This is a genomic window from Micromonospora sp. DT63 (genome assembly GCF_049841615.1).
Classification (GTDB): Bacteria; Actinomycetota; Actinomycetes; order Mycobacteriales; family Micromonosporaceae; genus Micromonospora.
The window spans coordinates 528638-553345 of the sequence record NZ_JBNCKQ010000004.1; the positions used below are offsets into that span (position 1 = coordinate 528638).

Genomic DNA, 24708 nt, shown 5'->3' on the forward strand with positions numbered 1-24708 from the left:
TGAACCATCGTTATATTCCCTGGGTGACTACCGAGACCGGGACCAACATCCACAGCACCGCGGGCAAGCTGGCGGACCTGGAGCGCCGGGTCGACGAGGCGGTGCACGCCGGGTCGGCGCGTGCGGTCGAGAAGCAGCACGCGCGGGGCAAGAAGACCGCCCGCGAGCGGATCGAGATGCTGCTCGACGAGGGCTCCTTCGTCGAGCTGGACGAGCTGGCCCGGCACCGGTCCACGGCCTTCGGTCTGGAGCGCAACCGCCCGTACGGCGATGGCGTGGTGACCGGCTACGGCACGGTGGACGGCCGGCAGGTGTGCGTCTTCGCCCAGGACTTCACGGTCTTCGGCGGCTCACTCGGCGAGGTCTTCGGCGAGAAGATCGTCAAGGTGATGGACCTGGCCATGAAGATCGGCTGCCCGGTCGTGGGCATCAACGACTCCGGCGGCGCCCGCATCCAGGAGGGCGTGGTGTCGCTCGGCCTGTACGGGGAGATCTTCTTCCGCAACGTCCGCGCGTCCGGGGTCATCCCGCAGATCTCGCTGGTGATGGGTCCCTGCGCCGGCGGCGCGGTCTACTCCCCGGCCGTCACCGACTTCACCGTGATGGTCGACCAGACCTCGCACATGTTCATCACCGGCCCCGACGTGATCAAGACGGTGACCGGCGAGGACGTCGGCATGGAGGAGCTGGGCGGGGCCCGCACGCACAACACCCGCAGCGGCAACGCGCACTACCTCGCCACCGACGAGGACGACGCGGTCGACTACGTCAAGGCCCTGCTGTCGTACCTGCCGTCGAACAACCTCGACGAGCCGGTCGTCTTCGAGGCCCCCGCCGACCTGACGATCACCGACGAGGACCGCGAGCTGGACACGCTCGTCCCGGACTCGGCGAACCAGCCGTACGACATCCACACCGTCATCGAGCACGTCCTGGACGACGGGGAGTTCCTGGAGGTCCAGCCGCTCTACGCGCAGAACATCGTGGTCGGCTACGGCCGGGTGGAGGGCCGCCCGGTCGGCGTGGTCGCCAACCAGCCCATGCACTTCGCCGGCACCCTGGACATCGCCGCCTCGGAGAAGGCCGCCCGGTTCGTGCGCACCTGCGACGCGTTCAACATCCCGGTGCTGACCTTCGTGGACGTGCCCGGCTTCCTGCCCGGCACCGGCCAGGAGTGGGACGGCATCATCCGCCGGGGCGCCAAGCTCATCTACGCGTACGCCGAGGCGACAGTCCCGAAGGTCACCGTGATCACCCGCAAGGCGTACGGCGGCGCGTACGACGTGATGGGTTCCAAGCACCTCGGCGCGGACCTGAACTTCGCCTGGCCGACCGCGCAGATCGCCGTGATGGGCGCGCAGGGCGCGGTGAACATCCTCTACCGCTCGGAGCTGGCCGGCGCCGAGGACCCGGCGGCGGTGCGGGCCGAGAAGATCGCCGAGTACGAGGACACCCTGGCCAACCCGTACGTGGCCGCCGAGCGCGGGTACGTCGACTCGGTGATCCCGCCGCACGAGACGCGCACCCAGATCGTCCGGGCGCTGCGCGTCCTGCGCACGAAGCGCGAGACCCTGCCGCCGAAGAAGCACGGCAACATCCCGCTGTGATCCGCGCGGCGCAGCTCGCGTGATCCGCGCGGCCCTGCTCGCGTGATCCGCGCGGCCCTGCTCGCGTGATCCGCGCAACTTCGGGGAAAGTGCTGCTTCCCGGCCTCGGGAGGCAACAACATCCCTGATGTTGCGCGGATCAAGAAGGGTCAGCAGGCCGGGTTGGCAGCGGGGCACAGTCGCCGGGCGGCCGTGCGGCCCAGCGCCTCGAGATCCGCGTCGCCCAGGCCCAGGTCCGGACTGGGCTCCAGGACAGTGACCAGGTCGCCGACCCGGACCACGACTGTCATCCCGACCGGGCTGGAGCGCTCGAGGGTCCTTCCGGAGGCCGGGCCACGGGGGGCGAACGGCACGTGCCGCACCAGAATCGACTCGTCACCGGCGAAGTTGCTCGCCGCCGTCTCCCAGGCGTGCTTGCTCTCGTTCGGCGTCGTCTCGCCCGCCGCCTCGACGGATTCGGCGAAACGCCACTCGGGGCAGGCGTCGAGCAGCGCCCTCAGGTGAGTGAAGAGTCGCGCGCTCACCAGCGGATCGAGCCGGTAGACGTCCTGGCTGAGTTCGACGCGTACCGCTGCCCTGCCGTCCTTGCTCCGCGACAGCAGCGTCTGCGACCGCGAGTAACGGGAGTACGCGGGGATCGCCGACACGCCCCGGTCGTCACCGCACCTCTGCAACGTCGGATCCAACCTGACGACCTCACCGAGGCCGGCGTCGCCGAGCTGCACGGCGTTCTTCACCGGCACCTCGGTGACGGCCAGCAGGGAGTCAAGGGGGATGTCCGCCCGGACGGGGCTCTGCGGCAGCGCAGGCATGGTGGCAGCGGGCGGAGCCTCCGGCCGGGCCGTCAGGGCGTACGCCGGGCCGGTCACCGCCGCGAGCACCGCGACAGTCGCCAGCGCGACAGTGCGACGCCGACGCCTGCGGGCCGTCGCCCGGATCTCCTGCGGCTCGGGCCACTTGACGTCACGCAGGTCACGGTGGACCCGTTCGACGAATGCCAGGTCGTCGTCACGCATCGGTGGCCTCCTCCAGATCAGAGACGGCGAGCAGACCGGCGAGCGCGGTACGCCCCCGGGAGAGGCGGGCCTTGACCGTGCCCACCGGGGCGGCGGTCTCCCGCGCCACCTCGGCGACCGGCATACCCATCAGGTAGTACAGGGCGATGGCGGTGCGCTGCTCCTCGGGCAGTCGACGCAGCGCGGCGACCACCTCGACCGTGTCGGTGCCCGGCCCGGGAACGGTCTCGGTGGCGCCGTGACGCAGGTACGCGCGGGCGCGACTGCGCAGGCTGCGCCAGCGGCTGACCGCGATGCGGCTGGCCACCACCCGCACCCACGCCTCCGGGTCGTCGTACCCGCTGATCGTCGACCAGCGCTGCCACGCCCGGATGTACGCCTCCTGCACCGCGTCCTGAGCCTCGACCCGGTCGCCGGTGAGGGCGTAGACGAAACCGAGCAGCCGTTGTCGGCTCCCCCGGTAGAACTCGTCGAACCCGTCGACGTCCGGCACCCGCTACCTCCCCGTGTCGGTCGCAGGGAACACGCGCCGGACACGGCCGTCGGTTGCCCCGGTCAGGCGATCATCTTCTCCAGCTCGGCGAGCGGGAACGCGCCGGCCGCGATCCGCTCCCGGGTGGCCCGCCGTACCGCCCGCTGCACGGCCACGTTGGCCGGCGTCGGCACGCCGTGCAGCCGGCCGAGCAGCGCGACCTCTCCGTTGAGGTGGTCGACCTCGGTCGAGCCGGCGCCCCGGGCGAGGCTCTGCCAGGTGGACCCACCGGAGCGGCCCGCGCCGTCGACCGGGCGCTGCTGCACCAGGTCGCCGCGTTCGGCCTTCTCCTCGTCCGGGGAGGTGTGCGGGATGCGCGCGGCGGCGAGCGCGGCGACGCCCTCGGCGCGTACCCGCTCGGCCAACGCGTCGGGGATGTCCTGCCCGAGCAACGCCTGGAGGCCGTTGCCGAGGTTGTTGAGCAGCTTGCCGTACTTCCAGCGCAGCACGTCCGTTCGCACCGGCGCGACGAAGCCGGCGGCGGTCAGGTCGGCGGCGATCGCCCGGTCGGTGTCGTCGGCGCCGCCCGGGTACCGGCCGATGTGGAGCATCCCGGGGTGCGGGTGCCCGTTGGCCACCACCACGCCCGGGTCGAGGTGGGTGGCGGGCAGCCAGACGCAGACCGGGTGCACGTCGGCGAAGAGCCGCAGGGCGGCCCGCTCGTTGGCCACCCCGTTCTGCGCGGTGACCAGCGGCAGCCGCTCGCCGGCCGTGCCACCACCGGCGACCGGCGCGTCCACCCAGGTCGCCAGCGCTGCCTCGGTGTCCTGCGACTTGACGGTGAGCACCAGCACCGTGTCGGCCGGCAGCGGCCGGTCGTCCGGGCCGTCGACGGCGGCGAGCCGGGCGGTCACGTCGCCGTCGGGCTGGCGCAGCGTCAGGCCGCGCTCCCGGATCGCGTCCAGGTGCGCGCCGCGCGCCACGACTGTCACGTCCCGGTCGGCCTGCGCCAGTCGTACGCCGATGGTCCCGCCGACCGCGCCCGCCCCGATGATCACGTATCGCATGGGCCCATTCTGCCCGCCGCCCCGCGGCACCCCATCGATCATGGAGTCATGGTGCCCGAATGCATAAGGATTGCGGCTTTGGTGGCCACCACAACTCCATGATCGACGGGGAGGGGGCCAGGGATTAGAGGGTTAGGCCGGCGTCGGTGAGGATGGGGCCAGCTAGCAGCAGGGCGCCGGCGACCAGGGCGGCCAGGTTGACCAGGGCGAAGACCGTGACCCAGAAGAACGCCGGGAACGGGGTGAGTCCGGCGAGTTGGTCGGCGTCGGAGGCGGGCATCCGGCCGCGCGAGCGCAGCCGTTGCAGCTCCACCACCGGCCGCACCCCGCCCAGCAGCAGGAACCACACCCCGGTGTACGCGAAAGCGGCCTGCACCTGCGGCGTCGCGTACCAGGAGACGGCGAACACCAGCGCCCCGGTGACCAGCAGCGACACCACACCGAACGCGTTTCGGATCATGACGAGCATGGCGAGCAGCAGCACCACCGCGACCCAGAGCAGCAGGGTGATCCGGTTACCCCCAAGCAGCCACGCGCCGGCCAACCCGATCAGCGGCGGGGCGACGTACCCGGCGAGCAGGGTCAGGATCATGCCCGGTCCGGTGGGCCGACCGGCGGAGAGCGTCAGCCCGGACGTGTCCGAGTGCAGCCGGATGCCACGCAGCTTACGACCGGTGAGCAGAGCGACGAGCGCGTGCCCGCCCTCGTGGGCGATGGTGATGGCGTTGCGGGCGATCCGCCAGGGCAGCCGGGTGGACACCACCACCAGCGCGACGGCCGCGGTGATCAACACCAGCAACGGGGGCGGGTCCGGCTGCGCGCCGAACAGCGTGTCCCACATCTCGCCCAGTCCGTCGATCGACATCATGGGGCGCGAGCCTACCGGCGGCGTTCCGTGTCGCTGCCGAGGCACCGGCTCGTATCCTGTGAGACTGATCGGGTGGCGAGTGAAGCGGGAGGTGAGGGCCGATGAGCGCGGAACCCCTGGGACACCACGTCGGGCTCTGGACCGAGGCCGACTATTTCGCCCTGGGTGAGACCCCGGACCGCATCGAGCTGCTCGACGGGAGCCTGATCGTGAGCCCTGCCCCGAGCCGATGGCACCAGCGGGTGTCACGCCGACTGGCGAACAGCATCGAGGCAGCAGCTGATCCTGGCGGTCTGTTGGTCTATGAGGCGATCAACGTCCGGCTCGGCGTCGACCGGGTCGTCATTCCGGATCTCGCCGTGACCGACATCGACGACGACGGCGCCTTTCTGGACGCCGAGCGGGTGACCCTCGTCGGCGAGATCGTCTCGCCGGGCAACGCTGCTGCTGACCGCCTGGTCAAGATGCAGCTCTACGCGATCGCGCGAATCCCCTGGTACCTGCTGGTCGAGCAGGACGGCAATGGTCACTCGCTGCGGCTCTACCGGCTCGACGGCGAGCACTACGTCGAGGATCAGGTCGCCAAGGCCGGTGAAACGTTGAGCATCGTCGAGCCGTTCCGTTGGCAGCTCGACCCGGCCACCCTGCGCTGATCGCTTCCGCACGGCAATCCCCGGGAGCCACCGACAGTCGTCGATGAAAGTTTTCTCTACAGCTATTGCGATCAAGGGCACTTACCTCCAAAGATGGGCGTCAATAGACCGGCGTCCCTGGAGGCACTCATGGCCCGTACCCGATCATCGCTGCGCCGCGCGCTCGCGGCCGGCCTCACAGTCCTCGCCGCCGCCGCGGCGACAGTGGTCGCGACCGCCGGCCCGGCGGCGGCAGCCACCACCGCAGGCGTCGACGTGTCCAACTACCAAGGCAGCATCAACTGGACCAGCGTCCGCAACGCGGGCATCGAGTTCGCCTTCATCAAGGCGACCGAGGGCACCAGCTACAAGGACCCGCGCTTCAACGCGAACTACGTCAACGCCTACAACGCCGGGGTGATCCGCGGGGCGTACCACTTCGCCCGGCCCAACATCTCCGCTGGCTCGACCCAGGCCAACTACCTGGCGTCCAACGGTGGCGCGTGGTCGGCGGACAGCCGCACCCTACCGGCGGCGCTGGACATCGAGGGCAATCCGTACGCTGGCGGTTACTGCTACGGGCTCAGCACCACGGGGATGCGCAACTGGGTGCAGGACTTCCTGAACACCTACCGGTCCCGCACCGGCCGGTACGCGGTCATCTACACCACCGCCAGCTGGTGGAACCAGTGCACGGGCAGCTGGACCGGCCCGTGGGCCAACCACCCGCTCTGGCTTGCCCGCTGGGCGAGCACGCCGGGTGCCCTGCCGGCCGGTGCGCCGGTGTGGAGCTTCTGGCAGTACACCAGCAGCGGCGCCGTCTCCGGGATCAGCGGCAACGTGGACCGCAACTACTGGAACGGTGACCGGAGCCGACTGATCGCACTGGCCAACAACACCTGATCGGGCGGTTGGCGGCAGCGGGATCGACGGTCACCTCACGGTCGACAATCGGTCCGGCTGCCGCCACGCCACCGCGTACGGGTCAGGCCCGCCGTCGGCTCAGGGCCGGCATCTGGGTCTCGCTCAGGGCCTGCGCCCGAGCCTCCTCGGGAGCAAGCGCTCCCCGCCGGCTCAGCCGCCAGGCGCCCACCCCGCAGACGGCCACGGTCACGACACTGAGCAGTGCGATGAACGCCGGAACCCCCGCGGCGACCAGCAGCAGCACCGCGTCGCCGAACGCGACGAGCATCCACAGTGCCAGTCGGGGCTTGGCGTCCCTCCGTCGGTAACCCATGTCGTACCTCCTTCCGTCGTCGAAGGTCAATTACCCCGGACGACGCAAGGTCATGCGAATGAGTTTCAGTCCTGACGGTCGGGCACGAAGCCCTTGGCGATCCGGTCGAAGTTCGGCAGGTTGGCCTGCCAGTCCTTCTCCGCGATCTCCCACCGCAGCGCGTAGCCACGGTTGCTGGCCGTCACGAAACCCCGGTTACGGACGTGGATCCGAGTCCCGTCCCGGGTCTCCAGCCACTCCCAGTCGCCGCAGGTCTTCCAGAACGTGCACCGCCTGATGCCGATCAACTTGTAGTCGTTGACGAGGTTCTTGCGACCGCTCTCAAGGCTCTCCCAGTCCTTGACCGCGTCCTTCTTCGGGTTGGGAGTCCACTGCACCAGCAACTCACCCGGTCCGTTGGCCTGGTCGAAGACGACCGTGTTGCCATCGGGCTGGCTGCGTATCCAGCCGTCAGGGATCGGCAGCGTGAAGCCGGCCGGGTCCTTGTGCAGCTTCCAGCCAGCGGGCAGCGCGTTCGGGTCGGCCGACGGCGTGGCCGAGGGCGTCGGTGCGCCGGTGGTGGGCGGAGGCGCTGCCGGAGCGGAGGACTGCGCCGGGGCCGACGTCGCGGCCGCCCCGCTCGTCGCGTCGGCCTGCGGGCTCTCGTTGTCGTCGCCGTTGGTCAGCATCGGCACGATCACCACGAGGCCGACCAGCAGCAGGGCCACCAGCGCCCCGATCAGCACGTTCCGGCGGGTGTTGTTCGGCTTCGTACCGTCGAACGCCGGCACCGCCGCGCGCCCGGCCGGGCTCACCGGGGGCATCACCGACGTCGGGGCCGAAGGTTTGCGCTGCTCCGGCGCCACCGGCGCCACCGGCGGCCCGTCGACGGCCGTCGGCTCGTCGTCGGCGTCCGTTTCACCGTCGTCGGCGGCCGCCGTCACGGCCGGCTCGGCCTCGGCCGTGGTCGGGCGGTCGATCGTCGCGGTCGGCTCGGCCGGCACCGTGGCCGTCGGCTCGGCGTCCGCGCCCGCGGGCACGACCTCCGTCGGCGAGGCGTCGACGACTGCCGGCCCGGCCGCGGCCGCGGCGACCGGCGGCGGGGTACGCGGTGCAGGCGGCGACACCGGGCGGGCGGCGCTCTCCTCGGCGGGGCGCGGCGCCGGCACGAGCGGCGGGCGCGGCTCCCGTGGACCGTTCGGCCCCGGCCGGCGTACGCCATCGAGCAGTGAGATCCCCCGCGCCCGCTTGCCTCCGGCGCGGCGCAGCAGCCGCTCGGCCACCTCCGCGGTGATCCGCTCGTTCGGGTCCTTCTGCAGCAGCCCGGTGAGCACCGCCTTGAGCGGGCCGGCGTTCTTCGGCGGCGGCATCGGCTCGGTGGCCAGCGCGGCAAGCGTGGCGATCGCGGACGGCCGCGCGTACGGCGACTTGCCCTCCACCGCCGCGTAGAGCGTCGCGCCCAGCGACCACAGGTCGGCCTCCGGCCCGGCGGTGCCCTCCCGGGCCCGCTCCGGCGAAATGTACGCGGGCGAACCGAGCACCATGCCGGTGCGGGTGACGTTCGGGTCGCCGGGGATCGTGGCGAGACCGAAATCGGTCAACACGACCCGGCCGTCGTCGCCCAGCAGCACGTTGCCCGGCTTGACGTCGCGGTGCATGACGCCCGCCTTGTGGGCGGCGTTCAGCGCGCCCAGCACGCCCAGGCCGATCTCGATCGTGCGGGCCACCGACACCGGCCCGTCCTCGGCGAGGGTGTCCTGCAGAGACTTCGACGCCACGTACTCCATGACGATCCACGGGTCGCCATCGGTGCGCAGAACGTCGAAGATGCGTACCACGTTGACGTGGTTGAGCCGGGCGATGGCCCGCGCCTCGCGCAGCGACCGCTCCCGCATCTCGCGGCGTTCCTCGTCGGTGAGGCCGGGCGGCGGCACCAACTCCTTGATGGCGACGTCGCGGTGCAACACCTCGTCGCGCGCCTTCCACACCCGACCCATGCCGCCCTGGCCGAGCGGCGACAGAAGCCGGTATCGGTCAGCGACGAGTTGGGGAAGCGCGTTCGACATCGGTGAGACGGTACCCGGAGCCGCCGACGCTCACACCGCCGGCACGCCACTGTTCGCTGCGGATGACTTCGAGCCGCGTACCCTGGCGGCATGTCTGCCGAAGAGCCGCTGTTCCGGGTCGTTCGCGGCGTGCCCACCGCCGAGGAGTTGGCCGCTCTGGTCGGCGCGGTGATCGTGCGGTCCCGCCCGGCCGCCGCCCCCGCGCCGGTTGTCACGTCCGCGTGGGCCCGCAGCGGTCGCCCGGCCCGCCCCGACACCTGGCGTGCCTCCGGCCTTCCTCGTCTTTCTCGCTGACCCGGGTCGCCCCGGTGGGGGCTGCCAGGATGGCGTGCAGCCGTTAACCTCACTCAGGGAAACGGTGCCGTGACGGATAGGGAGGATCGATGATCCCCGAAGAGGACCAGCCGGCGCCCTGGCTGCACAGCTACGGCGGCATCGAGGCCGACATCCGCCAGCTCCGCGAGTTCGCCGACCGGCTCGCCGCCGACGTCGAACGCAACTACGCACCCCACCTGTCGTACATCGCCGACGACATGTCCGCGAAGGTGCCCAACCCCTGCGACGCGTTCATCGAGCTGGTCACCTTCCTGCACGCCCACCACGAGACGCAGCAGGCCACCGCCGACATGGTGTACGCCGTCCGGGGCGCAACCGGCCACCTCGCCGCCGTCGCCGACCGGGTCGCCACCCAGTACGCCGACAGCGACGCTTTCTCCGCCGCCCGCGCCGTGGACGTCCAGCGGGCCCTCGCCGACCCCGGCACCGTCCTGCCCGGCGGCCGGACGCCGACGCTGACCGACCCCACCGGCCCCGAGAGCCAGAGGCCGGTGGTCCTGCCATGATCGAACGAGGTGGCGGCCGCACCTCCGGCCAGACCGACTGGCACCTGATGGACGTCAACAGCATGTGGGCGTGCCTCCAGGACCACGACACCACCAACCACTGGAAACAGGTCGCCGGCTGGCGCAAGGTCTGCGACCTGGCCCAGATCCACCTCGGCCGACTCCAGGAGTACCGGCGCGGGCTCGCCGAAGCCTGGCCCCCGGAAACCAGCGCCGCCTCCGGCACGTACCTCGCCCAACTCGACGACCTGATCGCCAAGGTGCGGCACACCCACGACGCCGCCGCCGCCAACTACACCGCGCTGTCCGCCGCCACCCAGGCCATCGGCACCACCCGCGCCGAGCTCCGCAAGATCCACGAGGAGTACGCGACCAAGCTCCAGCAGAAGCAGGCGTACGACGCGACAGCCGCCGACCCCAAAGCGATCATGGGTAACCGGGTTGTCGAGTCACCGGTGACGGACGGCGAGCTGGAACGGCTGAACGTGCAGGCGCGGGCCATGATGTTCAACCTCAGCGGCGAACTCCAACAAGCCCAAGCCACCCTCCAAAAACCCCCGCCGCCGCCCCCGAGGTTAAGGCGAGACCCCGCCAGCACAGATGCTTACGATGCCAGCACCGGACCGACGATTCCGCCGATCGTTCCAGTGCCAATCACCCCCGACACAGCCGTTCGCCGCCCCTTGTTAAATCCAGCCGGCAGCTCGCATCCCGTTCAGGCATCTACCGTGGGACCGATACTTGGCAGTGCCGGCGCGGGCGTTGCACCAGCACCACCACTCGCCAACGCAGGGTTACCGGGAGTTACACCGAACATAGCGGCGACGGGCTTCGGGCCGACAGCTCAAACACCACCCACCTCGCTCGTTAGGCCGCAGGTGCCGCCGCAAGGGCAAACCGACGCTATCGGGCGGACCGCCAGCGGAGCAACCAAGGGTTTGTCCCACATCCCGACGGCCCCGTCGGCCCGAGCGGCACCAACTAACGGCCTCATCGGCGGCATGCCTAGCTCCGGACTCGGCTCGCCTGCCTCCGGTGGCAATCCAACGCGGAAGGTTAATCCGATCGGCGGCGTAATAGGCGGTGGCGGTGCTGGCACCACGCCGACCGGCAGTGCCGGCTCGCGTCCGGGCAGTGGCCGTAGTGCAGCCGGAGGACACGGCTTCTCGCCTATCGGTGGCGCCCCTGGTACGGGCGGCAATTACGGACCAAGCTACCCTCCTGGCCGTCCCGGGAGGAACGGATATGAAGAAGATAGGCACGCTTGGGATCCCGACCATCCGTGGAAGACCGACCATGGCGTCAACCCTATTGTTCGCCCGCCGGAGGAGCCTGGCCCATCTGACCCAGGACCGGCCATCGGCCTCGATCGGTGAGTCAATCCAGCCGACAGAGCCTGGCAGCATTGGCCGCCCTTCTGTCGCTAATAGCACCAATAGCCTTACCCGCGAAGAGCAACTCTCGCCAGCCGACAAGCGAACCCAGTGAGGTCGAACGGGTCCGCACGGATCAATGGCACCTAAAATATCTGAAAACCTCTGATGCCCAAGAGATCACACGCGGCCGCGGGGTAATCGTCGCAGTTCCAGATACAGGCGTTCAACCGCACCCCGATTTGCGGAACAACCTGCTTCGTGGGATCGATATGGTCTCCGACGGCAACGGCGATGGTCAGAATGACCAGAATAGTCACGGCACCGGTATGGCGGGGTTGATCGCGGCCCATGGGCAAGGAGGCAATCTTGGCGCCTTGGGGCTAGCTCCCGATGCAAAAATACTCCCGATCCGCGATACTCCCACCAACGGCCAAGGGGAGGCTGACGCCTTGGCCGCCGGCATTGATTATGCTGTTCGCCAAGGCGCTGATGTGATCTGCATACCGTCGGTCGGCGGTGCTGGCATTCCGTTGCAGCGATCCATCAAAGCAGCACTCGCCGCGAATATCGTTCTGGTTGCTGCCGCCGGCAACAAACCGGAGGACACCAAAGTCGGTTACCCAGCATCAGAGAATGCAGTTATCGCGGTGGGGGGGGTAGATCGGAATGGGAATCATGCCGATATCTCCGTTACGGGCCCCGAGATTGACGTGGTTGCGCCGGCGGTTGACATTTACAGCACGAGCATTAACGGCAAGTACCGCAAAGGCACAGGCACCTCTGACGCGACGGCGATTGTGGCTGGAGCGGCGGCGTTGATCAGGTCGAAGTACCCCTACCTGCCGGCGCAGGAGGTGGCCCATCGGCTTACGGCCACAGCCATCGACAAGGGTCCGCCGGGCCGGGACGACGAGTACGGGTACGGCGTGATCGATCTTGTGGCAGCGCTGACGGCAGACGTACCCCCGCTGGGGTTTGAGTCGGTGAGCGCTCCGGCCGGCGCTGGCCCGACCACGACGGCCGACGCTCGGCCCGGTGAGGGCGATGATGGCGCGACAGCTCGCGGTCTCGCCACTCTCGCCGTGATCGTGGCCGCTGGCGTCGGATGGGCGCTGGTGGTGCGACGTCGGCGGCGTGGTGATGATCCGCCGCCCAGAATCAGTCGCTGATCGGCCGGAGCGCGTTGATCGACTCGGGATCCTTGATATCGGGGTGTCCGGGCGGCGGGATACCCCGATATCCATGAAGTCGAGTCGATCATGGAGGGGCCGAAGGGCTGATCGACTTTATATCGGCGATGTGGGTCTTTCGTGGCTGGTTGAAAGGCCGATATCGGCGATGTGGAGTGGATCAAGAGCGCCAGGCCGCGTGGACATGAAGCGCCAGGCCGCGTGGACATGAAGCGCCAGGCCGCGTGGACATGAAGCGCCAGGCCGCGTGGGCATGAAGCGCGGGGCCGTGGCGTGAGGAGCACGGCGTTGGGGGCCACGCGGGGCGGGTGGACCGGTGTGGTGGGTGGTGAGCCGGTAACGTCGGGCTGGTGTCTGATTCTCTGCCGCTCCGCCTCGTGCTCGCCTCGGCCAGCCCCGCCCGTCGTAAGTCTCTCCAGGCCGCTGGCATCGAGCCGGAGGTGCTGGTCAGCGGGGTGGACGAGTCCCTGGTGGTGACCGATCGGGCCGAGGACCTGTGTCTGGAGTTGGCTCGGCTCAAGGCGGAGGCAGTCCTGGCCCGACTGAGCCCGGCCGCAACGGCAGCCGAGCCAACCCGCACGAACACAGGCACGAGCCCGAACGCAGGCACCAGCACGAACACAGGCACCAGCACCGCAGGCACCGGTCAGCGGACCCTGATCATCGGCTGCGACTCGGTGCTCGAGTTCGACTCGGAGATTCTCGGCAAGCCGGCGGATCCGGCCGACGCCACCCAGCGTTGGCTGCGGATGAGGGGGCGCAGCGGTGTCCTGCACAGTGGGCACTGCCTGATCGACGGCGTCAGTGGGCGGCGCGCGGAGGCGGTTGCCTCGACGACAGTCCATTTTGCGGACATCAGCGACGACGAGATCGCCGCGTACGTCGCCACCGGCGAGCCGCTGGCGGTGGCGGGCGCGTTCACGATCGACGGGTTGGGCGGGCCGTTCGTGGAACGGATCGAGGGCGACCCGGGGACCGTGGTCGGATTGTCGATGCCGCTGCTGCGTCGGCTCCTCGCCGAACTGGGGCTGCAGATCACGGACCTGTGGACAACTGTCGCGCCGGGCGGCCAATCGGTCGAGCCGATCGGTAACGTCCGGTCATGACCACGAAGTCGATCCCGCTCACCGACGAGTTGCACGCCTACCTGGTCGCGCACGGCGCCCCACCGGACGAGATCATCCAGGATCTCGCCGAGGAGACCCGGTCGCTGCTGCCCGAGCACGCCTCCATGCAGGTGGCACCGGAGCAGGCCGCGTTCCTGACGTTCCTGACCCGGCTGCTGGACGTACAGCAGGCGGTCGAGGTTGGCACGTTCACCGGCCTGTCGGCGCTGGCCATCGCCCGGGGGTTGCCCGAGGGCGGGCGGCTGACCTGCTTCGACATTTCCGAGGAGTTCACCGGCATCGCCCGGCGGTACTGGGCCCGCGCCGGCGTGCAGGACCGCATCGACCTGCGGATCGGCCCGGCCGGCGAGACGCTGCGGGAGTTGCCGCACGAGCGTCACCTGGACTTCGCGTTCATCGACGCGGACAAGACCGGGTACCCGGTCTACTGGGCCGAGCTGGTGCCCCGGATGCGGCCGGGCGGGGTGATCGCCGTGGACAACGTGCTGCGCGGCGGGCGGGTGCTCGCCCCGCGGGACGCCAACGACCGGGCGATCGCCGCGTTCAACGACGAGGTGCTCGCCGACGTACGGGTCGACCCGGTGATGCTGCCGATCGCGGACGGCCTCACCCTCGCCCGGGTCCGCTGACCGCCGCGCTCTGATCCACTCGGGTTCCTGGAAATCGCGGCATCCTCGGCGGTAGGACACCCCAACTTTCAGGAACCCGAGTCGATCAAGCCGGGCCCGGGGTCAGGCCGGCCCAGGGGCGAGCGTCAGCGGACGCTGCGGGCGAACTGGCGGGCGGCCCAGAAGACTCCCAGCGCGGCGAGGACCGCCGTGATGGTGAGGCCCTGCCAGACCTTGTCGCTGCCCAGGTCGCCGGCGAAGAGCGCGCGGGTGCCGTCGACCGCCCAGGAGAAAGGGTTCCAGTCGGCGATGCCCTGCAGCCAGCCCGGTGCGAAGGTCAGCGGCAGCAGGATGCCGGAGAGCAGCAGCACCGGCTGCGCCACGGTGTTCATCAGTGGGGCCAGCGCGTCCTCGCTCTTGACCTTGAGTGCGACGCCGTACGAGACGGCCGAGGTCATGAGCGCGATGAGGGCGAGCATGAGGTACGCCAGCAGCAGGTCACCGATGAACACCCGCAGGTCGAACAGGAGCGCCAGCAGGGTGATGATGACCGCCTGCACGATGAGCGAGACCACGTCGCGCAGCGAGCGGCCGAGCAGCAGGGCGAGCCGGCTGATCGGGGTGACCCGGGACCGTTCGATGACGCCGGCGCGCAGCTCGGCGATCAGGCCGAAGCCCTGGAACAGGCCGCCGAAGATGGCCAGCAGCACCAGCAGACCCGGCACGAAGATCTTGTAGGCGGCGGCCTGGGTGGGCGCGTTCAGGGCCGGCTTGAGCAGCGGGGCGAAGAGCAGCAGGTACATCACCGGCTGGAACACGCCGACGAAGACCCAGACCGGGTTGCGCAGCAGGAGCTGGATCTGCCGCTGGAAGATCAGCCACGTGTCGCGGGCGAATTTCATGAGTCGTCTCTCCGGTGGTCAGGACTCGCGCAGCGAGCGGCCGGTCTTGGTCAGGAAGACGTCGTCCAGGCTGGGCCGGTGCAGCTCGATCGAGCGCAGCTCCAGCCCGGCGTGGTCGAGTCGGCGCAGCACCTGGGGAATGGCGGTGGCGCCCTCGTCGACGTAGAGGCGCAGGCCGCCCTCGTCGGCGGTCTCCAGCTTGTTGACGTACGCCTCGCCGTCGAGCGCCTGGGCGGCCTGCGGGGTGGCGGCCAGGTCGAGGCCGACGAGCACGACGTCGCCGGAGATCTCCCGCTTGAGCTCGGCCGGGGTGCCCTCGGCGACGACCTCGCCGTTGTCCATGATCGCGATGCGGTCGCAGAGCGCGTCGGCCTCGTCCAGGTAGTGCGTGGTGATGAAGACCGTCATGCCGTCGTTGCGCAGTCGCCGGATCTCGTCCCACATGTGGGCGCGGCTCTGCGGGTCGAGGCCGGTGGTCGGCTCGTCCAGGAAGACGATCTTCGGCTCGTGGATGATGCCGAGCGCGATCTCGACCCGCCGGCGCTGGCCTCCGGAGTAGGTCTTGCACTTGCGGTCGGCGTACTCGGTGAGCTGGAAGGCGGCCAGCGCGCGGGCGGCCCGCTGCTGCGCGTCGGCCTTGCCGATGCCGTACATCCGGGCGTGCAGGACCAGCTCCTCACGGGCTGTGGACTCGTCCCACGTGCTGCCGCCCTGCGGGACGTACCCGATCCGGCGGCGAACCTCGGCCGGATCCTTGCGCAGGTCGGCTCCGGCGATGGTGGCCTCGCCGCCGTCGGGCTCGATGAGCGTGGCGAGCATCCGCAGCGTGGTGGTCTTGCCGGCGCCGTTGGGGCCGAGGAAGCCGAAGATCTCACCCTCGGCGACCTGAAGGTTGACGCCCCGCACGGCGTCAACCGTCTTCGTCTCTCGACCCGCGCGGGAGCGGAACGACTTCCGCAGCCCCCTGGTCTCGATCATTTGTGCTCCTGGTCGGTCGGGCCGGTCGCGCCGGCCGTCGAGTGGGACGACGCCGGACGGCGCACTCCCCCGCTGTGCCGCCAGCAGGCTAACGCGATATAACTCTTCTAGTCAACGTTGATTATTCCGTGGCAGTCGGAGGCCGCGACTCCTGGCGGTCCTTCCACCCCGACCAACCCTCGGCGTTCTCCAGCTCAGCAGGCAGGTACGACACTCCCGAGTCGATCCGTTCCGCGATCCGGTCGCACCACCCCATCTCCGCCTCCGCCCGCGCCGCCCACAGCTCGAACATCCAACCCACGTGCGCCGGCTTGCGGTTACGCACCCAGTCCGACTCCAGGGAGGCGCGCATCGACTCGACGCCGGCGCGCAGCAGATTGGCCCGGTTGCGCAGGGCCGCGGCGGCCTCGGCGCGCGGCATGGCGGGCAGGAAGGAGAAGGCCACCGCGAAGGGGTCGGACGGCTCCGTGAGGTTCCACCAGGAGTTGCGCAGCAGCGTCTCGAACTCGTCTTCGCCCTTGGGGGTCACCTCGTAGGTGGTCCGGGCCGGACGGGCGCCGACCTGCTCGGTGGCGACGGCACGGAGCAGGCCTTCCTCGGTGAGCTTGCGCAGCGCGTGGTAGATCGAGCCGGGCTGCACGTTCGCCCACTTGTCGGCGCTCCAGCTCAGCAGCTCACGGCGCACGTCGTAGCCGTGCACGGGCTGCATCCACCGCACCAGACCGAGAATCATCATTCGAGTCGCAGACACCACACAAGCGTAATAGCCAAGTTTGACTAACTTCAGTGCCGCACCCCACACTGAGCGATCGTTAGGGTCGGCACGGGTGGCCGATACACTCCCGGTCAGTAACCTGCCGGGAGGAGCCACGAGGTGCGCAAGGTACTCATCGCCAACCGCGGCGAGATCGCCGTCCGGGTCACCCGCGCCTGCCGTGACGCCGGCCTGGGCAGCGTCGCCGTGTACGCGGACTCCGACCGCGACGCCCTGCACTCCACCCTCGCGGACGAGGCGTACGCGCTCGGCGGGGACAGCGCGACCGAGACGTACCTGCGCATCGACAAGCTGCTCGACGTCGCCGCCCGGGCCGGCGCCGACGCCGTACACCCGGGTTACGGGTTCCTGTCCGAGAACGCCGACTTCGCCCAGGCGGTCATCGACGCCGGGCTGACCTGGATCGGCCCCACCCCGCAGGCGATCCGCGACCTGGGCGACAAGGTGACCGCCCGGCACATCGCCCAGCGCGCCGGCGCTCCGCTGGTCCCCGGCACCCCGGACCCGGTGGGCAGCCCCGACGAGGTGATGGCGTTCGCCGTCGACCACGGGCTGCCGGTCGCCATCAAGGCCGCCTTCGGCGGTGGTGGGCGCGGCCTCAAGGTCGCCCGGACCATGGAGGAGATCCCCCAGCTCTTCGAGTCGGCCACCCGCGAGGCGGTCGCGGCGTTCGGCCGGGGCGAGTGCTTCGTCGAGCGCTACCTGGACCAGCCCCGGCACGTCGAGGCGCAGGTCCTCGCCGACCAGCACGGCAACGTGATCGTGGTGGGCACCCGGGACTGCTCGTTGCAGCGCCGGCACCAGAAGCTCGTCGAGGAGGCCCCCGCGCCGTTCCTCACCGACGCCCAGCGCGCCCAGATCCACGACAGCGCCAAGGCGATCTGCCGGGAGGCCGGCTACCACGGCGCCGGCACTGTGGAATACCTGGTCGGCAAAGACGGCACGATCTCCTTCCTGGAGGTCAACACCCGGCTCCAGGTCGAGCACCCGGTCACCGAGGAGACCGCCGGCATCGACCTGGTCCGCGAGCAGTTCCGGATCGCCGACGGCGAGAAGCTGCGGATCACCGAGGACCCGACGCCGCGCGGGCACGCCATCGAGTTCCGGATCAACGGCGAGGACCCGGGCCGCAACTTCCTGCCCGCGCCGGGCACCGTCACCACGCTGCGCCTGCCCACCGGCCCGGGCGTCCGGGTGGACACCGGCATCTCGGCCGGCGACGTGATCGGCGGCAATTTCGACTCGCTGCTGGCCAAGGTGATCATCACCGGTGAGACGCGGACCGAGGCGTTGGAACGCGCCCGCCGCGCGCTGGACGAGATGGTCGTCGACGGGATGGCCACCGCGCTGCCGTTCCACCGCCTGGTCGTGCGGGACGAGGCGTTCACCGCCGAACCGTTCACCGTGCACACCCGGTGGATCGAGACCGAGTTTCACAACACCGTGCCGCCGTTCGTCGCCGCCGCCGGCGCCGTCGAGGCGCCGGAAGAACGCGACACCGTCGTGGTCGAGGTCGCCGGCAAGCGCATCGAGGTCAGCCTCCCCGCCGGCTTCGGCGGGAGTACGACCACCGCGGCACCCGCCTCCCGCAAGCCGGCCCGGCGCGGGGGCGGAGCCAAGGCGGGCGCCCCGGTCGGCGGCGACGCGCTCACCTCCCCCATGCAGGGCACCATCGTCAAGATCGCGGTGGCCGAGGGGGACACGGTGGCCGAGGGCGACCTGGTGGTGGTGCTCGAGGCGATGAAGATGGAGCAGCCGTTGCACGCCCACAAGGCGGGTACGGTCAGCGGGCTCACCGCCGAGGTCGGTGCCGTCATCACCGCCGGCGCCGCCATCTGCACCATCGCCTGAGGGGCGAGCGCGAGATCTCTGCTGCGGGTGGAGCAGCCGCGGCCGACCCCTGCGGTGTGGGTCGGTTACGCGGTCGGCGGCAGCGGCGTGCGCGCGTTCCGGACGGCGTACCGGTGGAGGGTGACGCCCTCGTCGAAGCGCGCCTGCTCGATCAGGTCCAGCTGGAGCGGATCGTCGAGGCTGTCGAACAGCGGGCGGCCGGCGCCGAGGATGACCGGGTGCGTGAAGAGCAGCAGCTCGTCGAGCAGCCCGGCCCGCAGCAGCGCCGTGGCCAGTGTGGCGCCGCCGACGCCGATGTCACCGTCGGTCCGTCGCCGCAGCTCCGCGAGCTCGCCGACGGCATCGTCGCCACCGATGATCTCGGTGTTGTGGTCGGCGCTGGTACGCGTGCGGGAGACCAGCACCTTGGGCTTCGAGGTCCAGATCTCGCCGTACTCGCGTAGGTAGCCGGGCAACGACTCGTCGTCGCGCGCCGCCGGCCAGAAGCCCTCCATCGTCTCGTAGATCGTGCGCCCCTGGACCAGGAGCGACAGCGCCCGCGCCCGCGTGTTGAACTCCTGGTGCAGTGACTCCCCGATGCGCAGCCACTCTCCACCGCCCTGCTCGCCAGGCGCCCGCTCGATCAACAGATCGGCGGACACGTTCATCCAGTACACGAACCGCCCCGACATGGGCCCTCCCTCAGTGATAGCGATATGCAACTGCTTCGACCTACCCTAGGATGAAGTGATAGCAGAGTGCAATCACTTGCCGGGGAGGGCGTGATGGATTCGGTGCCACGCTCGGGTTGCCCGATCAATCAGGCGGTGGAGGTTCTGGGCGATCCGTGGGTGATGCTCGTGCTTCGGGACATCATGTTCGGCAACCGGCGGCACTTCCGCGAGCTGCTCGCCGGCAGCGAGGAGGGCATCGCGCCGAACATTCTCAGCAGCCGCCTGCGGCGCCTCGTCGACGCGGGCCTGCTCACCCGCGAGGACGCCCGACGGGGGCAACGGGCGGCCTACTCGCTCACCGAGGCGGGCATTCAGACACTGCCGATCATGGCAGCGTTCGGCTCGTGGGGGCTGGCCCACCGTGGTGGCGAACGTCGCCTCCGGGTGCGCGCCGAACTGCTCCGCGACGGCGGCCCTGAACTGATCACCCGCCTGATGGACGACCTACGCGAGGTGCACCTCGGTGTCCCCCGGCCCGATCCGCACGCCCGGCGAGCGGTCGACGAGCTTCGCTCGGCCTACGAGACAGCCACCCGCGACCGATCCGATCCGCCGGAACCGCCCACCTCGTGACGGACCCCACCACCCAACGGCGGCTCCGGCGCACGTGCCGGCCGGTGACCCGCCGCACAGGACCGGGGGGTGGGGGTGGTTTGAGCCACCAGCGGCGGCAGGAGTGGGCGCGAGCAGGAATGATGTTCAGGTGCGCTTCCTTCACGGCGCGGTTCCCGCGCACGACCTGACCTATACCGACGTCTTCATGGCGCCGGCCCGCTCCGACCTCGGCTCCCGGCTGGACGTCGACCTGTCCACCGGTGACGGCACCGGCACCACCATCCCGCTGGTGGTCTCGAACATGACGGCGGTCGCCGGGCGGCGGATGGCCGAGACGGTGGCTCGGCGGGGCGCGATCGCCGTGATCCCGCAGGACATCCCGATCGAGGTCGTCGCGAACGTCGTCGCCTGGGTCAAGCAGCGACACCTGGTCTACGACACACCAATCACCCTGGGCCCCACCGAGACCGTCGGGGACGCCATCCACCTCCTGCCGAAGCGGTCGCACGGCGCGGTGATCGTTGTCGACGAGGCCGGTCGGCCGGTGGGCGTGGTCACCGAGGCGGACACCACGGGCGTGGACCGGTTCGCCCAGCTGCGGCACGTCATGTCCACCGAGCTGCACACCGTCCCGGCGGACGCGGACCCGCGTACCGGCTTCGACCTGCTCTCCGCCGGCCGGCGCCGGCTCGCCCCGGTGGTGGACGCCGACGGTCGGCTGGTCGGCGTGCTGACCCGGCAGGGCGCGCTGCGGGCCACCCTCTACACGCCGGCCGTGGACGACCGGGGGCGGCTGCGCATCGCCGCGGCGGTCGGGATCAACGGCGACGTCACCGGCAAGGCCGCCGCGCTGCTGGAGGCAGGCGTGGACACGCTTGTCGTGGACACCGCGCACGGCCACCAGGAGCGGATGATCTCGGCGTTGCGGGCGGTCCGCAAGCTGGACCCGGGCGTTCCGGTGGCGGCCGGCAACGTCGTCACCGCCGAGGGGGTACGCGACCTGGTCGAGGCCGGCGCGGACATCATCAAGGTAGGTGTCGGGCCGGGCGCGATGTGCACCACCCGCATGATGACCGGCGTGGGCCGACCGCAGTTCTCCGCCGTGCTCGACTGCTCGACGGCGGCCCGCGAGCTGGGCCGGCACGTCTGGGCCGACGGCGGCGTGCGGCACCCGCGCGACGTGGCGCTCGCGCTCGCCGCCGGCGCGTCGAACGTGATGATCGGCTCCTGGTTCGCCGGCACCTACGAGTCTCCCGGTGACCTCTACACCGAGCCGGACGGTCGGCGGTACAAGGAGAGCTTCGGGATGGCCTCGGCGCGGGCGGTCAGCGCGCGTACCGCCGACGACAGCCCGTACGACCGGGCCCGCAAGGCGGTGTTCGAGGAGGGCATCTCCTCGGCGCGGATGTATCTGGACCCGACCCGGCCCGGCGTCGAGGACCTGATCGACGAGATCATCGCCGGGGTCCGTAGCGCCTTCACCTACGCCGGAGCACGGGACCTGACGCAGTTCCACGAGCGCGCGATCGTCGGCGTGCAGAGCGCCGCCGGCTTCACCGAGGGGATGCCGCTGCCGACGAGCTGGTAGCAGCGCCGCTCGGGGCGGACGGCTCGGGGCGGGTGCGGGGCAGCCGGGCGCAGGCCACCAGGCCGATCAGGAGGAAGCCGGCGGCGGCGAAGGCCGCGTACCGGGTCGCGTCGGAGAAGGCGATGCGGGCCTCCCGGGCGATCGGGGCGGTACGCGGGTCTTCCGCCAGGCCCCCGATAGCCGCTCCGGCGCTCTCCTTGACGGCCGTGACCACCTCGTCCCGCTGCCCGGCGTCGAGGCCCGGCTGGTCGGCCAACCGGTCGCCGAGGATGCCGCCGAGGCTGGCGAACAGGACGGTGCCCAGTACGGCGATGCCGAGCGCCGAGCCGACCTGCCGGGCGGTGCTCTGCACGCCGGAGCCCTGCCCGCTGCGCTGCACCGGCACCTCGGAGAGCGACACCCCGGTCAGTTGGGCGGTGGCCATTCCGACGCCGATGCCGTAGACGAAGAGGAAGCCCAGCGGAGCCCACCAGCGGGTGTCGGGTGCGACGACGAAGCCCAACCCGGCGACCCCGACCAGTTCGGCGGCGACGCCGAGCTGGACGACCCGGGCGGCGCCGAGGCGTTGGGTCAGCGGGGCGCCGATGCCGCTGGCGAGGAAGCTGCCCACGGCGAGTGGCAGCAACGCCAGACCGGTGTCGAACGCGCTGTAGCCGAGCACGTTCTGGTACCACAGCGGCAGCGCGAAGAGCAGCCCGAATTCGCCGAGGCTGACGATGGCGGCGGCGAGCACGCCGTTGCGGAACGACCCGATCCCGAACAGCGACAGGTCGAGCAGGGCGGGCCGGCCGACGCGGTTGCGGCGGAGCTGGTGACCGAGGAAGACGGCGAGCGCCGCGAGGCCGAGCAGACCGGCCACCGGTACGGGCGAGAGGGTGACGTTCCAGTCCAGCCCGAAGAGGCTGAACGGCTTCTCCCGCTGCCACCAGCCGTAGGTGCGACCCTCGATGAGGGCGAAGACGACGCCTGTCATGCCGAGCACGGAGAGCAGCGCGCCGATGATGTCGATGCCCCGCTCGGCGCGGTCGTCGCGGGACTCGGCGACCAGCGCGAGGGTCACCGCGACGACTGCCACGCCGACGGGGACGTTGATGCCGAAGGCCCAGCGCCACGAGTACTCGGTGGTCAGCCAGCCGCCCAGCAGCGGGCCGAGGGCCGCCGCACCGCCGATGGTGGAGCCCCAGACGGCGAAGGCGATACCCCGGTCCCGTCCGGTGAAGTTGGCGTTCAGCAGCGAGAGCGAGGTGGGCAGCATCATCGCGCCGCCGACGCCCTGGAGCACCCGGGAGGCGATCAGGGTTTCGCCGGAGCCGGCCAGGGCGGCCAGGACGCTGGCTGCCACGAAGACGACCACCCCGGTCACGAACATCCGGCGGCGTCCGGACCGGTCGGCGAAGCGACCGGCGACGAGCAACAGCGCCGCGAAGACCAGGGTGTACGCCTCCTGGACCCACTGCGCGTCCGTCGAGGTGATGTCGAGGTCCCGGATGATCTGCGGGACGGCGACGTTCACGATCGTGGCATCCACGATGATCATCGCGACGCCCAGGCTGATCGCGAACAGCCCCCACCAGCGTCCGCGCCCGTTCTCGGCCATTGACTCTCTCCTTCTGGTAGCTAGATTTTCTAGCTACCCGGGCTGCTAGCTTTTACCCATGGCGCGGCCCCCGTCAACCCCGACCAGCGAGACGGCCCGTGCGCTGCGGGAGCTGTTGCGCGTGGCCGGCGACACCCGGGGCGCTCTGGCCCGTCGGCTGGGGATCGGCACCACCGACGCGGCGGCGATCGACCACCTGATCTCCAGCTCCGAGCCGCTCGGCCCGGTCGAGCTGGGCCACCGGCTCGGCATCCGTTCCGCATCGGCCACCACTCTGGTGGACCGCCTGGTGCAGGCCGGCCACGTACGCCGCGCCCCGCACCCGCACGACCGGCGGCGCCTCGCGCTGGAAGTGACCGAGCAGGCGTACGACGAGGTCCTGGCGGCACTGCGACCGATGCTCATCGGCGTGGACCAGGTGGTGAGCCGGTTGACCCCGGACGAGGCGGCGGCGACGACCGCATTCCTGCGGGCCGTCACCGAGGTCATGCGGGAGTACGTCGCCACCGCCCCTGCCGACCGGCCGGCGGGCAGCCCGCAGAGCTGACCCGAAAGGGCTTTCGACGGTCAGTCGAACAGGCGACGCAGCACCGTACGGGCCGCGTCGTGGGGATCGGTGCCGACCCGGTCCGGCAGGGCACCGGCCAGCCAGAGCGTGGCGAAGCCGTGCGCGATGGACCAGGCGGCGAGCGCGTCCCGGTCGGTGTCGGCGGACGCGTCGTCTGAGGACAGTCGCGCCACTCCCGAGCGGAGCGCGGCGCCGGAGCGGCCCCGGGCGGCGATCAGTTCCGCGTCGTCGGTCCGGTACAGCTCGGGCCGGAACATCACCTCGAAGTGCGCGCGGTGCCGGACGGCGAAGTCGACGTACGCGACGCCGGCCGCCAACAGGTCGTCGGCGGCCTCCAGCGCCTCGGCCAGCAGGTCGAAACCCTCGGCGGCCAGTGCGGTGAGCAGGCCGGCCTTGTCGCCGAAGTGGTGTGCCGGCGCGGCGTGCGAGACACCGGCCCGCCGGGCGAGGTCGCGCAGGCTCAGGGCCGTCGGGCTCGCCTCGTCGATCGCCTCGACGGCGGCGGCGAGCAGGGCGCGACGAAGGTCGCCGTGATGGTAGCCGCGCGTCCCGGTCATTCCCGGATCTTATCTTGCCATTGACAAGATGCCACCCCGTACGCAATCTTGTCATCGACAAGATGATGCCGAGGAGGATTTCGATGGCACCCCTGATCGCCCTTGTGGTCGGCACCGCCCTGGCCCGACTGGCCGGCCTGGCCGGCGTCGACGCACTCGACGGCTGGCATCCCGCGCTGCGGGTCGGGCTGGCGCTGCTGTTCCTCGTGACCGGCCTCGCCCACTTCGTCGGCCAGCGCCGGGCCGGCCTGATCGCGATGGTCCCGCCCGGCCTGCCCCGGCCGGACCTGCTGGTCACCGTCACCGGCGTACTGGAGCTGGTCGGCGCCGCCGGGCTGCTGATCCCGGCGACGGCCCGGCTGGCCGCGGCCGGGCTCGGCCTGCTCATGCTCGCGATGTTCCCGGCCAACGTCTCGGCCGCACGCCGGAAAATGACCCTCGCCGGGCGCCCGGTCACCCCGCTCGGGCAACGCACCGTGCTGCAACTCGTGTTCGTCGCCACGGCTGCGGCTATTTCGTTTGGCCCCTGACTATCAG

26 protein-coding genes are annotated in these 24708 nt (G+C 70.7%); 14 read left to right on the forward strand and 12 right to left on the reverse strand.

Features of this window, described 5'->3' with window-relative positions:
- The first annotated feature begins 23 nt into the window (after window positions 1–23).
- Window positions 24–1607: an acyl-CoA carboxylase subunit beta gene (locus tag ACLQ27_RS18230; protein ID WP_234589112.1), complete on the forward strand. Its 1584-nt coding sequence runs from the start codon at window positions 24–26 to the stop codon at window positions 1605–1607.
- A 149-nt stretch (window positions 1608–1756) separates the two neighbouring features.
- On the opposite strand, the gene ACLQ27_RS18235 is transcribed toward ACLQ27_RS18230, so the two are convergent.
- From ACLQ27_RS18235 to ACLQ27_RS18250, 4 genes are all read right to left on the reverse strand, one after another.
- Window positions 1757–2623, reverse strand: a complete 867-nt coding sequence (locus tag ACLQ27_RS18235; protein WP_425867749.1) for a hypothetical protein — start codon at window positions 2621–2623, stop codon at window positions 1757–1759.
- Window positions 2616–3116, reverse strand: a complete 501-nt coding sequence (locus tag ACLQ27_RS18240) for a SigE family RNA polymerase sigma factor (RefSeq protein WP_266248870.1) — start codon at window positions 3114–3116, stop codon at window positions 2616–2618. Before ACLQ27_RS18240 ends, ACLQ27_RS18235 begins: the two co-directional genes overlap by 8 nt.
- 62 nt (window positions 3117–3178) lie before the next feature.
- Window positions 3179–4162, reverse strand: coding sequence for a ketopantoate reductase family protein (locus tag ACLQ27_RS18245; RefSeq protein WP_425867751.1), 984 nt, complete (start codon window positions 4160–4162; stop codon window positions 3179–3181).
- A gap of 124 nt (window positions 4163–4286) precedes the next feature.
- The gene (locus ACLQ27_RS18250) at window positions 4287–5030 is read right to left on the reverse strand and encodes a M50 family metallopeptidase (RefSeq protein WP_357573317.1); all 744 of its coding nucleotides are present in this window, start codon (window positions 5028–5030) and stop codon (window positions 4287–4289) included.
- Window positions 5031–5131: 101 nt separating this feature from the next.
- Here ACLQ27_RS18250 and ACLQ27_RS18255 point away from each other — a divergent pair, with 101 nt between their 5' ends.
- Window positions 5132–5683, forward strand: coding sequence for a Uma2 family endonuclease (locus ACLQ27_RS18255; RefSeq protein ID WP_357573318.1), 552 nt, complete (start codon window positions 5132–5134; stop codon window positions 5681–5683).
- A gap of 129 nt (window positions 5684–5812) precedes the next feature.
- Complete coding sequence (locus tag ACLQ27_RS18260; RefSeq protein WP_357493608.1) at window positions 5813–6565, forward strand: GH25 family lysozyme; 753 nt, start codon at window positions 5813–5815, stop codon at window positions 6563–6565.
- 82 nt (window positions 6566–6647) lie between these two features.
- Here the strand turns inward: ACLQ27_RS18260 and ACLQ27_RS18265 are convergent, their stop codons facing one another.
- Together ACLQ27_RS18265 and ACLQ27_RS18270 are read right to left on the reverse strand one after the other, a co-directional pair.
- Window positions 6648–6899: a hypothetical protein gene (locus ACLQ27_RS18265; RefSeq protein ID WP_234589102.1), complete on the reverse strand. Its 252-nt coding sequence runs from the start codon at window positions 6897–6899 to the stop codon at window positions 6648–6650.
- 65 nt (window positions 6900–6964) lie between these two features.
- Window positions 6965–8944, reverse strand: coding sequence for a protein kinase domain-containing protein (locus ACLQ27_RS18270; protein WP_357573319.1), 1980 nt, complete (start codon window positions 8942–8944; stop codon window positions 6965–6967).
- Window positions 8945–9034: 90 nt separating this feature from the next.
- Between ACLQ27_RS18270 and ACLQ27_RS18275 the strand changes: the two genes are divergently transcribed.
- The 6 genes from ACLQ27_RS18275 to ACLQ27_RS18300 all read left to right on the forward strand — a co-directional run bounded on the left by ACLQ27_RS18275 (window position 9035) and on the right by ACLQ27_RS18300 (window position 14108).
- Complete coding sequence (locus ACLQ27_RS18275; RefSeq protein ID WP_425867754.1) at window positions 9035–9238, forward strand: acyl-CoA carboxylase subunit epsilon; 204 nt, start codon at window positions 9035–9037, stop codon at window positions 9236–9238.
- 89 nt (window positions 9239–9327) lie between these two features.
- A complete protein-coding gene (locus tag ACLQ27_RS18280) occupies window positions 9328–9786 on the forward strand; it encodes a hypothetical protein (RefSeq protein ID WP_357493602.1) in 459 nt (152 codons plus the stop codon).
- A complete protein-coding gene (locus ACLQ27_RS18285; RefSeq protein WP_425867756.1) occupies window positions 9783–11162 on the forward strand; it encodes a hypothetical protein in 1380 nt (459 codons plus the stop codon). The genes ACLQ27_RS18280 and ACLQ27_RS18285 overlap by 4 nt, the downstream gene beginning before the upstream one ends.
- Before the next feature lie 20 nt (window positions 11163–11182).
- Window positions 11183–12331, forward strand: a complete 1149-nt coding sequence (locus ACLQ27_RS18290; protein ID WP_357573766.1) for a S8 family serine peptidase — start codon at window positions 11183–11185, stop codon at window positions 12329–12331.
- A 371-nt stretch (window positions 12332–12702) separates the two neighbouring features.
- Window positions 12703–13458 (forward strand): Maf family protein, encoded by a 756-nt coding sequence (locus ACLQ27_RS18295; protein WP_425867758.1) that lies wholly within the window; start codon window positions 12703–12705, stop codon window positions 13456–13458.
- Window positions 13455–14108 (forward strand): O-methyltransferase, encoded by a 654-nt coding sequence (locus ACLQ27_RS18300; protein ID WP_425867760.1) that lies wholly within the window; start codon window positions 13455–13457, stop codon window positions 14106–14108. Before ACLQ27_RS18295 ends, ACLQ27_RS18300 begins: the two co-directional genes overlap by 4 nt.
- Before the next feature lie 125 nt (window positions 14109–14233).
- On the opposite strand, the gene ACLQ27_RS18305 is transcribed toward ACLQ27_RS18300, so the two are convergent.
- The 3 genes from ACLQ27_RS18305 to ACLQ27_RS18315 form a co-directional block, all read right to left on the reverse strand.
- Window positions 14234–14989: an ABC transporter permease gene (locus tag ACLQ27_RS18305; RefSeq protein WP_007455563.1), complete on the reverse strand. Its 756-nt coding sequence runs from the start codon at window positions 14987–14989 to the stop codon at window positions 14234–14236.
- 18 nt (window positions 14990–15007) lie between these two features.
- On the reverse strand, window positions 15008–15967 hold the full coding sequence (locus ACLQ27_RS18310) for an ATP-binding cassette domain-containing protein (RefSeq protein ID WP_234587392.1): 960 nt from the start codon (window positions 15965–15967) through the stop codon (window positions 15008–15010).
- A gap of 121 nt (window positions 15968–16088) precedes the next feature.
- Window positions 16089–16703, reverse strand: coding sequence for a PadR family transcriptional regulator (locus ACLQ27_RS18315; protein ID WP_357494265.1), 615 nt, complete (start codon window positions 16701–16703; stop codon window positions 16089–16091).
- A gap of 138 nt (window positions 16704–16841) precedes the next feature.
- Here ACLQ27_RS18315 and ACLQ27_RS18320 point away from each other — a divergent pair, with 138 nt between their 5' ends.
- On the forward strand, window positions 16842–18593 hold the full coding sequence (locus ACLQ27_RS18320) for an acetyl/propionyl/methylcrotonyl-CoA carboxylase subunit alpha (protein WP_425867763.1): 1752 nt from the start codon (window positions 16842–16844) through the stop codon (window positions 18591–18593).
- 65 nt (window positions 18594–18658) lie between these two features.
- Here the strand turns inward: ACLQ27_RS18320 and ACLQ27_RS18325 are convergent, their stop codons facing one another.
- Window positions 18659–19264 carry a dihydrofolate reductase family protein gene (locus ACLQ27_RS18325; protein WP_425867765.1) on the reverse strand — a complete coding sequence of 202 codons (606 nt, stop codon included), beginning with the start codon at window positions 19262–19264 and terminating at the stop codon, window positions 18659–18661.
- Window positions 19265–19357: 93 nt separating this feature from the next.
- Here ACLQ27_RS18325 and ACLQ27_RS18330 point away from each other — a divergent pair, with 93 nt between their 5' ends.
- Both ACLQ27_RS18330 and ACLQ27_RS18335 read left to right on the forward strand, forming a co-directional pair.
- Entirely contained in the window at window positions 19358–19879 is a 522-nt protein-coding gene (locus ACLQ27_RS18330) for a winged helix-turn-helix transcriptional regulator (RefSeq protein ID WP_357573324.1), read from the forward strand.
- Window positions 19880–20009: 130 nt separating this feature from the next.
- Window positions 20010–21449, forward strand: coding sequence for a GuaB1 family IMP dehydrogenase-related protein (locus tag ACLQ27_RS18335; protein WP_357493591.1), 1440 nt, complete (start codon window positions 20010–20012; stop codon window positions 21447–21449).
- Here the strand turns inward: ACLQ27_RS18335 and ACLQ27_RS18340 are convergent.
- Window positions 21415–23046: an MFS transporter gene (locus ACLQ27_RS18340; RefSeq protein WP_357493590.1), complete on the reverse strand. Its 1632-nt coding sequence runs from the start codon at window positions 23044–23046 to the stop codon at window positions 21415–21417. The genes ACLQ27_RS18335 and ACLQ27_RS18340 overlap by 35 nt on opposite strands.
- 58 nt (window positions 23047–23104) lie before the next feature.
- Between ACLQ27_RS18340 and ACLQ27_RS18345 the strand changes: the two genes are divergently transcribed.
- Window positions 23105–23593, forward strand: coding sequence for a MarR family winged helix-turn-helix transcriptional regulator (locus ACLQ27_RS18345; protein ID WP_357493588.1), 489 nt, complete (start codon window positions 23105–23107; stop codon window positions 23591–23593).
- A 20-nt stretch (window positions 23594–23613) separates the two neighbouring features.
- Here ACLQ27_RS18345 and ACLQ27_RS18350 read toward each other — a convergent pair whose 3' ends face one another.
- Entirely contained in the window at window positions 23614–24171 is a 558-nt protein-coding gene (locus ACLQ27_RS18350; RefSeq protein WP_357493587.1) for a TetR/AcrR family transcriptional regulator, read from the reverse strand.
- An 83-nt stretch (window positions 24172–24254) separates the two neighbouring features.
- Here ACLQ27_RS18350 and ACLQ27_RS18355 point away from each other — a divergent pair, with 83 nt between their 5' ends.
- On the forward strand, window positions 24255–24701 hold the full coding sequence (locus tag ACLQ27_RS18355; RefSeq protein WP_357493585.1) for a DoxX family protein: 447 nt from the start codon (window positions 24255–24257) through the stop codon (window positions 24699–24701).
- Window positions 24702–24708: the final 7 nt, after the last annotated feature.

Bases quoted from the DNA above. Each gene is read 5' to 3' on its own strand.
- ACLQ27_RS18235 (WP_425867749.1), bottom strand. From the start codon at position 2,623: ATGCGTGACGACGACCTGGCATTCGTCGAACGGGTCCACCGTGACCTG.
- ACLQ27_RS18245 (WP_425867751.1), bottom strand. From the start codon at position 4,162: ATGCGATACGTGATCATCGGGGCGGGCGCGGTCGGCGGGACCATCGGC.
- ACLQ27_RS18250 (WP_357573317.1), bottom strand. From the start codon at position 5,030: ATGATGTCGATCGACGGACTGGGCGAGATGTGGGACACGCTGTTCGGC.
- ACLQ27_RS18255 (WP_357573318.1), top strand. From the start codon at position 5,132: ATGAGCGCGGAACCCCTGGGACACCACGTCGGGCTCTGGACCGAGGCC.
- ACLQ27_RS18260 (WP_357493608.1), top strand. From the start codon at position 5,813: ATGGCCCGTACCCGATCATCGCTGCGCCGCGCGCTCGCGGCCGGCCTC.
- ACLQ27_RS18265 (WP_234589102.1), bottom strand. From the start codon at position 6,899: ATGGGTTACCGACGGAGGGACGCCAAGCCCCGACTGGCACTGTGGATG.
- ACLQ27_RS18270 (WP_357573319.1), bottom strand. From the start codon at position 8,944: ATGTCGAACGCGCTTCCCCAACTCGTCGCTGACCGATACCGGCTTCTG.
- ACLQ27_RS18275 (WP_425867754.1), top strand. From the start codon at position 9,035: ATGTCTGCCGAAGAGCCGCTGTTCCGGGTCGTTCGCGGCGTGCCCACC.
- ACLQ27_RS18280 (WP_357493602.1), top strand. From the start codon at position 9,328: ATGATCCCCGAAGAGGACCAGCCGGCGCCCTGGCTGCACAGCTACGGC.
- ACLQ27_RS18285 (WP_425867756.1), top strand. From the start codon at position 9,783: ATGATCGAACGAGGTGGCGGCCGCACCTCCGGCCAGACCGACTGGCAC.
- ACLQ27_RS18300 (WP_425867760.1), top strand. From the start codon at position 13,455: ATGACCACGAAGTCGATCCCGCTCACCGACGAGTTGCACGCCTACCTG.
- ACLQ27_RS18305 (WP_007455563.1), bottom strand. From the start codon at position 14,989: ATGAAATTCGCCCGCGACACGTGGCTGATCTTCCAGCGGCAGATCCAG.
- ACLQ27_RS18310 (WP_234587392.1), bottom strand. From the start codon at position 15,967: ATGATCGAGACCAGGGGGCTGCGGAAGTCGTTCCGCTCCCGCGCGGGT.
- ACLQ27_RS18315 (WP_357494265.1), bottom strand. From the start codon at position 16,703: ATGATGATTCTCGGTCTGGTGCGGTGGATGCAGCCCGTGCACGGCTAC.
- ACLQ27_RS18325 (WP_425867765.1), bottom strand. From the start codon at position 19,264: ATGTCGGGGCGGTTCGTGTACTGGATGAACGTGTCCGCCGATCTGTTG.
- ACLQ27_RS18330 (WP_357573324.1), top strand. From the start codon at position 19,358: ATGGATTCGGTGCCACGCTCGGGTTGCCCGATCAATCAGGCGGTGGAG.
- ACLQ27_RS18340 (WP_357493590.1), bottom strand. From the start codon at position 23,046: ATGGCCGAGAACGGGCGCGGACGCTGGTGGGGGCTGTTCGCGATCAGC.
- ACLQ27_RS18345 (WP_357493588.1), top strand. From the start codon at position 23,105: ATGGCGCGGCCCCCGTCAACCCCGACCAGCGAGACGGCCCGTGCGCTG.
- ACLQ27_RS18350 (WP_357493587.1), bottom strand. From the start codon at position 24,171: ATGACCGGGACGCGCGGCTACCATCACGGCGACCTTCGTCGCGCCCTG.
- ACLQ27_RS18355 (WP_357493585.1), top strand. From the start codon at position 24,255: ATGGCACCCCTGATCGCCCTTGTGGTCGGCACCGCCCTGGCCCGACTG.